The organism is Rhodobacter sp. NTK016B (assembly GCF_017303295.1).
Lineage (GTDB): Bacteria > Pseudomonadota > Alphaproteobacteria > Rhodobacterales > Rhodobacteraceae > Pararhodobacter.
Map to the genome: position 1 here is coordinate 254,167 of NZ_JAFKOK010000001.1, position 12,025 is coordinate 266,191.

Consider the following 12,025-nt stretch of genomic DNA (forward strand, 5'->3'; position numbering starts at 1 on the left):
CTCTGCTGGCCCCGCGGGGTCTCACGCCCGCGGGGCCAGCAGAAGGCGCGCCCGGTCTTTATTCGGCGTCGCTGGCATTCCCGGCGCTGCCAAAGGCGTTCCAGCCGCCATCCACGTTCAGAAGCGTGCCGTTGACTTAGCTCGCGCCCGGCGAGGCCACGAAATGCACGGCCTCGGCGATATCCTCAGGACGGCCAAGGTCGCCCATCGGGATCCGCCGCCGGATTTGCGTGCCGTCGACGCGCCCGTCGGCGTCAAGCGCCGCCACGCCGGGGGGCGGATATAGCCCGGCGCGACGGTGGCCGTGCGGAGGCGCTTGTCTGATTGGCCTCCCCCGCGGGACATGGGTCCACGCGCTCCGTCTACAGGAGGCGGGTTCGGCAGGATTTTGTCTAAACCCATCGCATGCTGTGCAAACAGTTTCACAAGTGTGAAACAGCGCATTTTTGAACCGCTCCTGCGCGGCCACGCGGCAGGCATCGGCCAGTGCGTCAGTCTTCGTCATCAAGCTTGGCCTCGGGCCGCCGGAGGGCCGCTGCGGCATGACCCGCTCAAAATGGAAAGCGAGCCGCCGCGCCCGTGGCCCGCGTCCCAAACGCCGCGCCCCGCGATTTCCCCTTGTTTTGCTTGGCCGCACGGCGCGTCCCGCCCCCTGCCGCAACGCGGGTTGAGAAGCTGAGCATTTGCTCGACACTTTGCACCCATACACAGCCCCAACGGAAAGGCCGCCGGATGTCTAACACCCCAATGAACCCCCTCGCGCCTGTCATCGTCACCGGGGCCAGCCGGGGGATCGGCCGCGAGTTAGTGTCACAATTGCTCGCACAGGGTCACAGCGTCATCGGCGTCGCCCGGACAGGCCCTGACCTGCCGGAAAGCCCGACCTTCCGTTTCATCCCCTACGACCTGTTCGACCGCGCAGAGGTGGCGCGGCTGGTGGACACGTTGCGCCCGTTGCGCCCCCGGGGGCTGATCAACAATGCCGGGCTGCAAACCTCAACAGACCTCGCGCGCCTCAGCCCCGGCGCGGCAGCCGAGCTTGTCGGCACCGAGATCGCCGCGCATGCCAAATGCGCGGCCAAGGCGGGGCTGGCGAATATGAGCATCGCGCTGCGCGGTCAGGCCAGAGCCGCGCCCGGCCTGCTGGTCTGCGAGGCGAACCTGCCTCTGGTCGAAACCGACATGACGCGCGGACGCGGGACGGGCAAGATCACGCCTGCGGCCGCCGCCGAAGCCATTCTGCGGGCGCTGGCGCACCGCCGGACGCGGGTCTGGATCGGCAAGACCCGCATCCTTGCCCTGCTGGGCCGGTTGGCACCGGGGATCGCCTCACGCCTGCTGCTGGGCCGCGTCGCCGAGCCCAACTAACGGTTGTGGCTCTTCGCCTCGCGGTGCTACGCATGCAATTGGCGTGATCTTTCAAGGCGAAACGCCGTGGCAGCAGCGAAAGACGATCCCCATGGCCAAGACATCCGCTTCTGCCCCTAGGGGCCGCGGCAGACCGCAAAAGGGCGAGCCCGAGCTGTCCAAGGCGCAGATCGTCGAAATCGCGTTGCGGCTGATCGATGACGAGGGGTTGCAGGCCTTCTCGATCCGCAGCGTCGCCAAGAAGCTGGGCTGCTACCCCACCGCGATCTACTGGTACACGCCCAGCCGCCACTTCCTGATCGCCGAGATCATCACCGTGGTGTTGCGCGATGTCGTGCCGACCGCGGATCTGACATGGCAGGACTGGCTGCGCGCTTTGTTCACCCGTTACCGCGAGGCCATCGCGCGGCACCCCAACGTGGCGCCGCTGATCGGGGTTAACCTTGTGTCGAACGCTTCGGTCGATCTGGATCTGGTCGAGGGGATCCTTTCCAAGCTGCATGACGCCGGGTTCGAGGGGACGCCGCTGATCAACGCCTATAACGCGGTGATCGGCGGGATGGTCGGCTTTACCACGCAGGAATTCGCGATGGTGCCGCCCGATGCCGAGGATCTGCAGGGCTATCTGAGCGACTTCCCCGACAGCATCGACGCGGCCCGCTATCCGCAGATTGCGCAACTGGCGGAGCAGATGGTCGGATCGGCCTTCATTCTGAGATGGCAAAACGGCGCGACACGACCGATGAGCGGCGCTTTCGAGATGTATGTGGATGCCTTCGTGAGCGGGCTGGAAAGCCAGTTGCACGTCAAGAAGGGCTGAAAAACAAGGCAATATTTGATGCTAGACGCCGGGCGAGCCCTCTCGCGCGGCGTTTTGCTGTTCAGTGTACAATAAATTGTTTGGCAGATGCGCCACCGCTATTGTACGGTGAACAACAGAGGTGATTCCGGCCCGCCGGTGCCACCCTGAAAGACGACAAGAGGACGACCCCATGACAGCCCCGCAAGACCCGTCTTCCGGCACCGACAGCCCCTTTCACGAACGCGGCGGCCCGATTCAGGTCTTCTACACGCCGCTCGACGCCCCGCGCCGGCCAATGATCTCGCATGCCGAGGGCATCTATATGTGGGACACGAACGGCAAGCGGTATCTCGACGCGACCTCGGGGCCGGTGGTCAGCAATATCGGCCATGGCAACAAGCGCGTTCTTGCGGCGATGGCCGAACAGGCGGGCAAGGTCTGCTACGCCTCGCGCGCGCTGTTCGAGAACGAGGCGAATATCGCGCTGGCCGAGCGCGTGGCCGGGCTGGCCGGACCGGGGCTGGAGCGTGTCTTCGTCGTCTCGGGCGGCTCGGAAGCGACCGAGGCCGCGATCAAGCTGGCCCGCCAGCACGCCGTCGCGCGCGGAGAGACCGGACGCTGGAAGGTTCTGGCGCGTAATCCCGGCTATCACGGCGCCACGCTGGGGGCTGCCGCCGTCACCGGCGACCCCGAAACCGACGCGGTGTTCGAGCCGGTGATGCGGATCATGCCCCGCGTGCCTGCGCCCTTCACCTATCGCACGCCGGGCAATATCGACGCCGACACTCATGCCCGCGCCTGCGCGCAAGCGCTCGAGACCGCCATTCTGGAAGAAGGGCCCGACAGCGTTCTGGCCTTCATCGTCGAGCCGGTCGGCGGGCTGGCCACGGGCGCGCTTGTGGCCCCCGATCACTATTACAAGGCCGTGCGCGACATCTGCACGCGCCACGGCGTTCTGCTGATCTTCGACGAGGTGATGAGCGGCGCGGGCCGGACCGGGCGCTTTCTTGCCGCCGAACACTGGCCCGAGGCACGGCCCGACATGGTGACCTTGGCCAAGGGCGTGGCCGCCGGCTACACGCCGCTGGGCATGGTGCTGGCCTCGCGCGAGATGGTGCAGACCGTGGTTGACGCGGGCGGCTTCATGCACGGCCATACCTACAGCGCCAACCCGCTTTCCTGCGCGGTCGGCGACGCGGTGCTGGCCGAGGTGATGGAGCGCGACCTGATCGGCAATGCCGAGCGGATGGGCGAGCTACTGGGCGAACGGCTGAACGCGCTGGCCGAGCATTCGGGCATCGTCGGTGACGTGCGCGGTCTTGGCATGCTGCGCGCCATCGAGATCGTTGCCGACAAAACGACGAAGGCCCCCTTCCCGCCCGCGCGCAAAACCATCGCCCGGATCGTCGAGCTTGGGCTCGAACGCGGGCTGTTGCTGTATTCGCGCAGTACGGCGGGCGGGCGCTATGGCGAATGGCTGATGATCACCCCGCCGCTGATCCTTACCGAGCCGCAGCTTGACGAGATGATGGCGCTCCTGACCGAGGTTCTGGACGCTTTCGAAGCCGAGGCGCGCGGCTGAGCAAGCACCGCGCGCCAATCACAAGAGCGCCCGGATAAAGGGCGCCGATGCCGACGACCAACATCCACCAACAAGGGGACTCCCATGCCCAGACGCCTTTCCATCCGGACGCTCGCAGCTGCGGGCGTGATCGTATCCTGCGCCGCACCGGCGCTGGCCGACACGCTGCGCTTTTCGCATTTCCTGCCGCCGGGCCATTACTTCGACAACGACGTCCACGCCTGGGGCGACGCGCTGTCCGAGGCCTCGGACGGGGCGCTGACACTGCAGGTCTTTCCCGCCGGTCAGATGGGCGCGCCCGCCGACCATTATGCCATGGTGCGCGACGGGATCGTCGATGCGGCCTGGGTCAATTTCGGCTACACGCCCGGCGCCTTCCCGATCGCGGACCTGATCGACCTGCCCTATTCGCTGGAAATCGACCGCGATGTCGCCTCGGTCGCCGTGCATAACTGGTACAGCGCCTATGCCCCGCAAGAGATGCCCGACGTGCATTTCTGCATCGCCCATGTCGGCGCCCCCGGCGCGCTGCATTCAGCCCAGCCCATCGCCACGCCGTCGGATGTGGCCGGGCTTCAGGTACGTCCGGCAAGCGGCGCCATGGCGCGCTTCATTGCCGATCTCGGCGGCTCGGCGGTGCAGGTCCCGGCCACCGAAGCCCGGCAGGCCATCGAGCGCGGCGTTGCCAACGCGATCACCTTCCCCTGGGGCTCGATCGACTTCTTCGGCATCTCGGACGCCGTGCCCTATCACATCGCCAACACGCTTTATTACGTCGGCGCGGGCATCGTCATCAACAAGGCCCGCTACGACGGTCTCTCGCCCGAGATGCAGGCCGCCGTGGACAGCGTCTGCACCCCCGAATGGGCGGTGAATGTCGGCGCCAGCTGGGTCGAGTTCGAAAATAACGGCCGTCAGGTTCTGGCCGATATGGGCCACACGATCCACGAACTGACCGAGGACGAGCTGACCGCGTGGCACGAAGCGGCGCAGCCGTCCTATGACCGCTGGGCGGCGGCGATGACCGAAGCCGGGCTTGACCCCGAGGCGATCCGCGCCGACCTCGACGACGCGGTCGCGGCGGCGCAGTGATGGACCGCTTCCTGCGCGCCATCGAAGTCGCGGCGAGCCTCATGTTGGGGGTGGTCACGCTGATCACCTTCACCAACGTGGTGATGCGCTACGGGTTCAACAGCGCGCTGATGGACAGCTTCGACCTGACGCGCATGGCGCAGGGACTGGCGCTGGCCTGGGGCATCGCGGTGGCGACGCATCGGCGCGAGCATATCACCATCGACGGGTTCTGGGGCCTTATGGGGCCGCGCGGTCAGCGGGTGATGGATGCGCTCGCGCGCAGCATCACCGCGCTGTTCCTGCTGGGCCTCACGGTGGCGATGGCGCAGCGCGCGATGCGCAACATGGCGTCGAACCTGTCCACCGCCGAGCTGGGCCTGCCGATCTGGGGTTTTCACGCGGCGATGACGCTGGGCATCGCTCTGGCAAGCTTCGTGGCCTTTCTGGGCGTGTTCGCGCTGCGCAGGCGCCAGACCCCCATTGCATGACCTCACCTGCCCCCTTTGCCGGGAGCGGGCCCTTTTCCCAAGGACCCCATGATGTCCCAGACTGAAATCGCTCTTTCGGGCTTTGCCCTGCTGGTCGGACTGCTGTTGATCCGGGTGCCGGTCGGCATCGCCATGGCGATTGCCGGCTTCGCGGGTTTTGCCATGGTCGTGGGCGTCGATCCCGCGATCAGCATGGTGAGCCAGGTCGCCTTCAATTCGCTGACGGCCTATGAGTTCTCGATCATCCCGATGTTCATCCTGATGGGCACCTTCGCCGCGCGCAGCGATCTGAGCCTTGAGATGTTCCGCGCCAGTCAGGCTTGGCTGGGCCGGTTCCAGGGCGGGATGGCCTATTCCGCGCTGGTGGCCTCGGCGGGCTTCGCGGCGGTGAACGGCTCGAGCATGGCGACAGCGGCCACGATGACCCGCGTGGCGCTGCCCGAGATGGAGCGCAACGGCTACGACAGTGGTCTGGCAGCCGGCGTGATCGCTGCGGGCGGCACGCTGGGGATCATGATCCCGCCCTCGGCCGTCTTCGCGCTTTACGGCTTCATCACCCAGCAGGACGTGGCCGACCTGTTCATCGCCGGGATCCTGCCCGGTCTTCTGGGGCTTGCCTGTTATGCGCTGGTGATCGTCGTCTTCACCCTTCTTCGCCCTGCCAGCCTGCCCGAGGCGCAGCGCAGCACATGGCCCGAGAAACTGCGCGCGCTGCGCAGCGTCTGGGCGATTGCGCTGCTCTTTGCGCTGATCATCGGGGGTATCTATGGCGGCATCTTCACGGTCACCGAGGCCGCCGGGATCGGCGCATTCGGGGCGTGGCTGATCGGCGCGCTGCGCGGGCGGCTGGGTGTGCGCGCCACGCTCGATTGTCTGGCCGAGGCGCTGGCCATGAGCGCCGCGATCTTCACGCTGGTGATCGGCGCGCTGACCTTCGGCTATTTCCTGACCGTGACCGGCACCACAACCGCGCTGATCGGCTGGCTGGCCAATCAGCCCGTCGGCCCCTACGGCGTGCTGGCGCTGATCCTGATGGGCTATATCGTGCTGGGCGCGGTGATGGACGAACTGGCGATCACCCTTCTGACGCTGCCCATCGTCTTTCCCGTTATCGTCTCGCTGGGCTTCGATCCGATCTGGTTCGGCGTGATCTTCGTTATGACCGTCACGCTGGGGGTGAATACTCCGCCTATCGGCATGAATGTCTTCGTGATCAATTCGATGGCGCGCCATATCGGGCTGGGCAAGATCTACCGCGCCGTCATGCCCTTCGTGGGCGTGGATCTTCTGCGCCTGCTGCTGCTGGTTCTGTTCCCGGCCATTTCGCTCTGGCTGGTCCGCTGAATTCCGAGGTTCGACTATGACATCCGACGCCACCGAAACCCTGTCCGCCCGTCTTGACCGCCATGCCGACCGGATCTTCGAGCGCATGATCGCATGGCGGCGCGATTTCCACGCCAACCCCGAGCTGGGCAATCAGGAACACCGCACCGCCGGTATCGTCGCCGAGCATCTGGAACGGCTGGGTTTCGACGAGGTCCGGCGCAATCTGGGCGGCAGCACCGGGGTGATCGGGATCCTCAAAGGCGGTCAGCCCGGCCCCTGCGTGGCGCTGCGCGCGGATATGGATGCCCTGCCGGTGCGCGAGGCGACGGGGCTCGACTTCGCGTCCGTCAAGACCGCCGACTGGGGCGGCGAGACGGTGCCGGTGATGCATGCCTGCGGGCATGACGCGCATACCGCCGTGCAGATGGCGGTGGCCGAGATCCTCGCTACCGAGCGCGACGCCATCAAGGGCAGCGTCATGCTTGTCTTCCAGCCCGCCGAAGAAGGCCCGGCGCCTGACTGGCAGGGGCTGTCGGGCGCGGAGCGGATGGTGGCGGACGGCGCCTTTGATGACCCCAAACCCGATGCGTTCTTCTGTTTCCACGTCCTGCAGGATGAGCGCCCCGGCACGGCGGGCGAGATCCGCGTGCATGAGGGCGACGGCACCTATGCGATGAACCTGATGCGCATCAAGATCCACGGGCGCGGTGGCCATGGTGCCTATCCGTGGCGCACCGTCGACCCGCTGCTGATCGGCGCGCAGATCCTGACCGCGCTGCAGGCGATCCCGGCCAAGAATGTCGATGTGAACGAAAACGCCGTCACCCTGTCGATCGGCATTTTCAAAGGCGGCACCAAGTTCAACGTGATCCCCGAGACTGCCGAGATGGAAGGCGCGCTGCGTTTCACCGATGGTGAGAGCGGCCCCTATCTGGAAAGCCGGGTCGAGGCCGTCGCCAAGGGCATCGCCGAGGCCGCCGGTGGCCGGGCCGAGGTCGATTGGTACATGCGCGTGCCGCTGGTGCATAACGACCCCGAGCTGCTGCGCCGGATGCGCCCCTCGCTTGAGCGCGCCGCACCCGCGGACAAACCCGTGGTCGATGTCGAAAGCTGCTTTCTGGACGATGTATCGAACTTTTCGTCCATCGCGCCGCTGGTCTTCTTCACCGTGGGCGTGGGGCTCGATACGGACGATCCGGCGCGCTCGGGCTTCCACCACGAGCCCAGTTTTCAGGTGAACGAGGCAGGGCTTGCGACCGCGCTCAGGGCGATGGTCAATCTGGCGGTGGATTACGGCTACGACAGCGCCCGCAACGACGGGTAAGGCGGGCGGCCCGGCTCCTCAGAGCGGCAATTGCGTGGTGTATTTCAGCTCGTCCAGAAGGACCGAGCTTTGCATCTCCTGCACGCCGGGCAGCAGCGCCAGCCGGTCGCGCAAAAGGGCGTGGAAATGGTCCATGTCGCGCACCACGACGCGGACATTGAAATCGTACTCGCCCAGCATGAGCTGCACCACCTGCACTTCGGGAATGCGCAAAACCGCGTCCTGAAAGGCGTCAAACGCCGTCCGCCCGTGCGAGGTCAGCTTGATGCGCACCAGAACGATCGCATTGAACCCTAGCTTTTTGCGATCCAGAATCAGCGTCTTGCCCTGAATGATTCCACTTTCGGTGAGCCGCGCGATGCGGCGTGAACAGGGCGATTGCGACAGGCCGATCCGCTCTGCCACCTCGGTCACGGACAGCGTCGCATCGGCCTGCAGAACCCGCAGGATGCGGCGGTCGGTCTCGTCGATCTCGTGCATGATTCCCCTCACTGTTCCGCAACCATAGACTGAACCATGCCGATTTTCCGGTAAAGCCGGGCAAGAACGCAAGACGATGCCCGGAAAACCGGCATAAACTGCCACCAAGGGTGGATGAGGGAGACCAGCATGAACAAAGCAGGCGTCACGCCGTCGGCTCATCCCATGGCCGGTATCGTGCTGATGTGCGTGGGCGTGGCCTCGCTCAGCGTCAATGACGCGATCGCGAAAACCCTGACTGAAAGCTATTCGCCGCTTCAGATCCTGTTCTTGCGCAACGTAATTGCCCTGCCCGTCACAATCCTGATCGCGCTGAGCATGGGCGGGCGGCCGGCGCTGCGCTCGTACCGGCCCGCCGCGCATCTGGTCCGCGGCGTGCTATGGGTGGCGGCAACATTTCTGTTCTTCAGCAGCCTGCGCTTTCTGGGCCTTGCCGAGGCCACCGCGCTGATCTTCGTAGCGCCGGTCTTCATCACCGTGTTGTCGGCCCTGTTCCTGAAGGACGAAATCGGCTGGCGGCGCTGGCTGGCGGTGTTGTTCGGCTTTCTGGGCGTGCTGATCGTCGTGCGCCCCGGAGGCGCCAGCTTCCAGCTTGCGGCGCTGTTGCCGGTGGCGACGGCTCTGGTCTACGCGGTGCTGATGCTCAGCGCACGCTGGGTCGATCCGCGCGAAAGCGTGTGGACGCTGCTGGTCTACCTGACCGGCGCGGGGGCGCTTTTGGGCGGGCTGATCGTGCCGCTGGTCTGGGTGCCTGTCGAGATCGGCGATCTGTGGCTGTTCGGCGCCATCGCAGTGTTTGGCACGGCAGGTATGACGATGATGACGCAGGCCTTTCGCTTGGCCCCGGCGGTCATCGTCGCGCCGCTGGATTATACCGGACTGATCTGGGCCACGTTGCTGGGCTGGCTTATCTGGCGCGAAAGCCCCGACGCGATGACCTGGCTGGGCGCGGCAATCATCATCGCCAGCGGCGTCTTCACCATTTTCCGCGCCCGCAGCGCGGCCCAGTAGCACCACACGAACCCCGAAGGAGACAAGGATGAAGGGCAGATGCGAATGCGGCGCGGTGGCGTTCGAGGTCGATCACGTCCGCGACACGGTGACGGTTTGCCATTGCTCGCAATGCCGCCGGACCAGCGGGCATCTGTGGGCCTCGACCCATGCCTCCTTCGACAGCCTCCGGTTCAGCGCCGACGAAGGCCTGCGCTGGTATGCCTCGTCCGACATCGCCAAACGCGGCTTTTGCGCGCAATGCGGCTCGAGCCTGTTCTACCGGATGAACGATGAAGACGGGATCGGCATCGCGGCGGGCAGCCTTGAGGACACCACCGGCCTGCGGCTCGGCAAGCATATCTTCGTGGCCGACAAGGGCGCCTATTACCCGGTGCCCGACGACGCGCCCGTCCACGAACAGGGCTGAGACCGGCGACAAGAAAAGGCCGGGGCGCTGCGAACGCCCCGGCCCTGTTTGTGCCGTCGCGAAACGCTCAGCCAGCCTTCGACAGCTCGGCCGTGGCCTCGATCTCGACCTTGGCGCGATCCTCGACCAGTTCCGAGACGACCAGCATCGACATCGCCGGGAAATGCTTGCCCAGCACGCGGCGATAGGCCTCTCCCACTTCGCGCTGACGGGCCACGTATTCGGCCTTGTCAGTGACGAACCAGGTCAGGCGCACGATGTCCTCGACCGTGCCGCCCGCCGCTTCGACAATGGCACGGATATTCTTCAGCGCCTGCTCCATCTGCTCGATGAACCCGTCGCCGACGAACTCCTTGTTCGCATCCCAGCCGATCTGGCCGCCGATATGCAAGATCCCCGACGGTGTCAGCATGCCGTTGGCATAGCCCTTGGCCGGGGCCCAGCCATCGGGCTGGATGGTGGTATGGGGCATGGTTGCTCCTCTCAACTGGGGCCTGACGCGCGGGCCCGTTCACGATGGGGCCCGTCGCTTGGCGGGCTGTCAGTCCTGATCGCGCAGGCGGAAACGCTGGATCTTGCCGGTTTCGGTCTTCGGCAGGGTCCGGGTGAAGATGATCGAGCGGGGATACTTATAGGGCGCGATCGTCGATTTGACGAAATCCTGCAGCAGCTTGGCCAGCGCATCCGACGGCACCTCGCCCGAGCCCAGCACGACATGCGCCTGCACGATCATGCCGCGCGCCTCGTCCGGGGCGCCGATTACCGCGCATTCGGCCACCGCCGGATGCGCCAAGAGCGCCGCCTCGACCTCGGGGCCCGCGATGTTGTAGCCCGCCGAGACGATCATGTCGTCATTGCGCGCGGCGAAATGATAATAGCCGTCCTCGTCCATCACGAAGGTGTCGCCGGTGATGTTCCAGCCGTCCTGCACGTATTCGCCTTGCCGGTCCCCAAACAGGTAGCGGCAGCCGGTCGGCCCGCGCACGGCCAGCCGCCCGGGCTCGCCCGCAGGCAGCGTCTCGCCCTCGGGGCCGACGATGCGCGCCTCGTAGCCGGTGACGGGCTTGCCGGTACAGGCCGGGCGGTGATCGTCGAACCGGTTCGAGATGAAGATATGCAGCATCTCGGTGGCGCCGATCCCGTCCAGCATCGGCTTTCCGGTCTTGGCCTTCCATTCGTCATAGACAGGCCCCGGCAGCGTCTCGCCCGCCGAAACCGCCGCCCGCAACGAGGACAGATCCGCCCCCTCATCCATTGCCCGCATCATCGCCCGGTAGGCGGTCGGCGCGGTGAAACAGACGGTCGCGCGGTACTTCTCGATGATCTCGACCATGTTGGGCGGGGTCGCGTTTTCCAGAAGCGTCGCCGCCGCTCCGAAGCGCAGCGGAAAGATCGCCAGTCCCCCCAGCCCGAAGGTAAAGGCCAGAGGCGGCGAGCCCACGAAGACATCCTCGGGCACCACGCCCAGCACTTCTTTCGCATAGCCGTCGGCAATGATCAGCAGGTCGCGGTGGAAATGCAGCGTGGCTTTCGGCTTGCCGGTCGACCCCGAGGTAAAGCCGATCAGCGCCACATCGTCCTGCGCGGTCGCCACCGCTTCGAAATTCACGGGCTTTTCCAGCGCCAGACGGTCGAGTTCGGCATCGTGGTTCGACGTCCCGTCGAACCCCACAACGGTTTTCAGCCAGGCGCTGTCTTTGGCGCAGGCGGTCAGCTCGTCCATCAGCCGCGTGTCGCACAGGGCATGCGTGATCTGCGCGGTCTCGACATATTTCGCCAGTTCCGAAGCGCGCAGCATCGGCATCGTGTTGACCACGACCGCGCCCGCCTTGGTCGCGGCCAGCCAGCAGGCCACCATCGCCGGATTGTTGGCCGAGCGGATCATCACCCGGTTGCCCGGCTTGATGCCCAGATCCTCGACCATCGCCCGCGCCAGCCGGTTGGTCCAGTCGGAAAGCTCCTTGTAGGTCCGCCGCCGCCCGTTGCCGATCAGCGCCGTGCGGTCGCCGTGGCCCTTGGCGACCATCGCATCGGTCAGCTCGACCCCCGCATTCAGCCGGTCGGGATAATCGAAACCGTCGAGCTTCAGCTCGGGCCAGCTATCCGGGGGCGGAAGATTGTCGCGCGTGAAGCTGTCGATATGAGAGGACGCACTGAGCAT

At 65.9% G+C, this 12,025-nt stretch carries 13 protein-coding genes; 9 read left to right on the plus strand and 4 right to left on the minus strand.

The features are described from left to right. Positions 1-136: 136 nt before the first annotated feature. A complete protein-coding gene (locus JI664_RS23855) occupies positions 137-268 on the minus strand; it encodes a hypothetical protein (protein ID WP_286173742.1) in 132 nt (43 codons plus the stop codon). 464 nt (positions 269-732) lie between these two features. Here JI664_RS23855 and JI664_RS01280 point away from each other — a divergent pair, with 464 nt between their 5' ends. The 7 genes from JI664_RS01280 (at position 733) to JI664_RS01310 (ending at position 7,964) form a co-directional block, all read left to right on the plus strand. Then, a complete protein-coding gene (locus JI664_RS01280; protein WP_286173743.1) occupies positions 733-1,368 on the plus strand; it encodes an SDR family NAD(P)-dependent oxidoreductase in 636 nt (211 codons plus the stop codon). A gap of 91 nt (positions 1,369-1,459) precedes the next feature. Further along, positions 1,460-2,188: a TetR/AcrR family transcriptional regulator gene (locus JI664_RS01285; RefSeq protein WP_207011893.1), complete on the plus strand. Its 729-nt coding sequence runs from the start codon at positions 1,460-1,462 to the stop codon at positions 2,186-2,188. A gap of 172 nt (positions 2,189-2,360) precedes the next feature. After that, the gene (locus JI664_RS01290) at positions 2,361-3,752 is read left to right on the plus strand and encodes an aspartate aminotransferase family protein (RefSeq protein WP_207011894.1); all 1,392 of its coding nucleotides are present in this window, start codon (positions 2,361-2,363) and stop codon (positions 3,750-3,752) included. A gap of 84 nt (positions 3,753-3,836) precedes the next feature. Beyond that, a complete protein-coding gene (locus JI664_RS01295) occupies positions 3,837-4,844 on the plus strand; it encodes a TRAP transporter substrate-binding protein (protein WP_207011895.1) in 1,008 nt (335 codons plus the stop codon). Further along, complete coding sequence (locus tag JI664_RS01300) at positions 4,844-5,314, plus strand: TRAP transporter small permease (RefSeq protein WP_207011896.1); 471 nt, start codon at positions 4,844-4,846, stop codon at positions 5,312-5,314. The genes JI664_RS01295 and JI664_RS01300 overlap by 1 nt, the downstream gene beginning before the upstream one ends. 51 nt (positions 5,315-5,365) lie before the next feature. Next, positions 5,366-6,658, plus strand: a complete 1,293-nt coding sequence (locus tag JI664_RS01305; protein ID WP_207011897.1) for a TRAP transporter large permease — start codon at positions 5,366-5,368, stop codon at positions 6,656-6,658. Between the two features lie 16 nt (positions 6,659-6,674). Beyond that, entirely contained in the window at positions 6,675-7,964 is a 1,290-nt protein-coding gene (locus JI664_RS01310; RefSeq protein ID WP_207011898.1) for a M20 metallopeptidase family protein, read from the plus strand. An 18-nt stretch (positions 7,965-7,982) separates the two neighbouring features. Here JI664_RS01310 and JI664_RS01315 read toward each other — a convergent pair whose 3' ends face one another. Further along, positions 7,983-8,444 carry an Lrp/AsnC family transcriptional regulator gene (locus JI664_RS01315; protein WP_207011899.1) on the minus strand — a complete coding sequence of 154 codons (462 nt, stop codon included), beginning with the start codon at positions 8,442-8,444 and terminating at the stop codon, positions 7,983-7,985. 129 nt (positions 8,445-8,573) lie between these two features. Between JI664_RS01315 and JI664_RS01320 the strand changes: the two genes are divergently transcribed. Next, complete coding sequence (locus JI664_RS01320) at positions 8,574-9,455, plus strand: DMT family transporter (RefSeq protein WP_286173744.1); 882 nt, start codon at positions 8,574-8,576, stop codon at positions 9,453-9,455. A 28-nt stretch (positions 9,456-9,483) separates the two neighbouring features. Continuing rightward, positions 9,484-9,864 carry a GFA family protein gene (locus tag JI664_RS01325; protein WP_207011900.1) on the plus strand — a complete coding sequence of 127 codons (381 nt, stop codon included), beginning with the start codon at positions 9,484-9,486 and terminating at the stop codon, positions 9,862-9,864. 67 nt (positions 9,865-9,931) lie between these two features. On the opposite strand, the gene JI664_RS01330 is transcribed toward JI664_RS01325, so the two are convergent. Beyond that, positions 9,932-10,336: a RidA family protein gene (locus tag JI664_RS01330; protein WP_207011901.1), complete on the minus strand. Its 405-nt coding sequence runs from the start codon at positions 10,334-10,336 to the stop codon at positions 9,932-9,934. A gap of 69 nt (positions 10,337-10,405) precedes the next feature. Continuing rightward, complete coding sequence (locus JI664_RS01335) at positions 10,406-12,025, minus strand: AMP-binding protein (RefSeq protein ID WP_207011902.1); 1,620 nt, start codon at positions 12,023-12,025, stop codon at positions 10,406-10,408.